This window comes from Vibrio sp. M250220 (assembly GCF_036533795.1).
Lineage (GTDB): Bacteria > Pseudomonadota > Gammaproteobacteria > Enterobacterales > Vibrionaceae > Vibrio.
The window spans coordinates 1-1,342 of record NZ_JATABI010000135.1 but is presented as its reverse complement, the minus strand read 5'-3'; the positions used below and the strand labels follow the sequence as shown (position 1 = coordinate 1,342).

The 1,342-nt window shown below is 43.3% G+C and carries 1 protein-coding gene; it reads left to right on the top strand.

Going from position 1 to position 1,342, the window contains the following annotated elements; genetic code table 11:
- The first annotated feature begins 136 nt into the window (after nt 1-136).
- A complete protein-coding gene (locus QTN94_RS19915) occupies nt 137-868 on the top strand; it encodes an IS110 family transposase (RefSeq protein WP_331428639.1) in 732 nt (243 codons plus the stop codon).
- The last annotated feature ends 474 nt before the right edge of the window (nt 869-1,342 follow it).

Sequence of the window (1,342 nt, the reverse complement as noted above, 5' to 3'; positions counted from 1 at the left end):
GCCAAGATGTATGGACTCCCTATCTCCCTCGGGAGTAACGTAATAAGTAACGACACTTTTACAAGGAAGCCAACACATGACTCATTCTACGGTGCTCGCTATCGACTTAGCAAAAAACGTTTTCCAAGTTTGTAAGATGGATCGACATGGAAGAATTATTTTCAACAAAGAAGTCTCTCGAAAAAAACTTACAGAGCTTCTTATCAAAGAAAAAGCATCGCTCATTGCCATGGAATCTTGCGCGACCGCTCATCACTGGGGACGACTAGCTATTAAACTCGGTCATAAAGTAAAAGCCATCGCTCCTAAACGAGTCTCTGCATTCCGGCAAGGTCAAAAAACAGATGCTAATGATGCTTTAGCCATCGCTATCGCCGCTATGCAGCCTAACGTGAAAGCTTGCCGAATACTTAATATTGAAGACCAGTGCCAACAATCTATTGTTCATATTCGCGAATTGCTTGTCCGACAGAAAGTCAGCTCCGCAAATCAATTAAGAGCGCTGTTACTTGAGTTTGGCTTCCCTATCAACAAAGGCGATTTTGCGCTTAGAACCGAAATCCCCCTCATACTCGAAGAGGCTGAAAATAGTCTCACCTGGACATTCAGGGAAACCCTAGCAATGATGTATGACCGATTCGTCGATTTAGTTCACCAAATCGATAACATTACACAAAAACTGAAAGTCACTACATCTCAAGACCTATTGTGCAAACGCCTACAAGCATTAGAAGGTGTCGGCCCTATTTGTGCGGCTTTATTGAAAATTGCCCTCAGCCAAAAAGACCATTTTTCAAAAGGACGACATGCTTCTGCCTGTCTGGGATTAACTCCTGTTCAACATAGTAGTGGAGGCAAAAAAAGATAGGGGCTATTGCTAAACGCTGTGGCAACAACACTCTGCGTAACGCCCTCTACAATGGAGCCATTGGGGTCGTTTGCAAATTAGAAAAGCGAGAAGCTCGTACATCAAAAGAGCAATGGCTTAAAGCAATGACGGTAAGACGTGGGAAAAAGGTTGCTGCAATAGCATTGGCAAATAAGACCGTAAGAACAGCCTTCGCTATGATAGAAAGCGGAGAGGATTACAAGCCACAATTCCTTGTGGCTTAACAGAGTTAGTCAAAAAGACCGTGATAACGAACAGGTAAGACCAACCTTCAAGAGACTGTGCAACGCTTAGGTATTAAATACCGCTGCCAAGATAAAGTCATGACGGTGCGAACACATCAAAGTGGCCCGAGATAGCTTCTCAACTAGAGCCCGTATATAAGCAAGCATCTAACCTTCGTTAACAATACTTTTTGACAACAATAGGGAGTCCATATAAGCGTTGTGAATC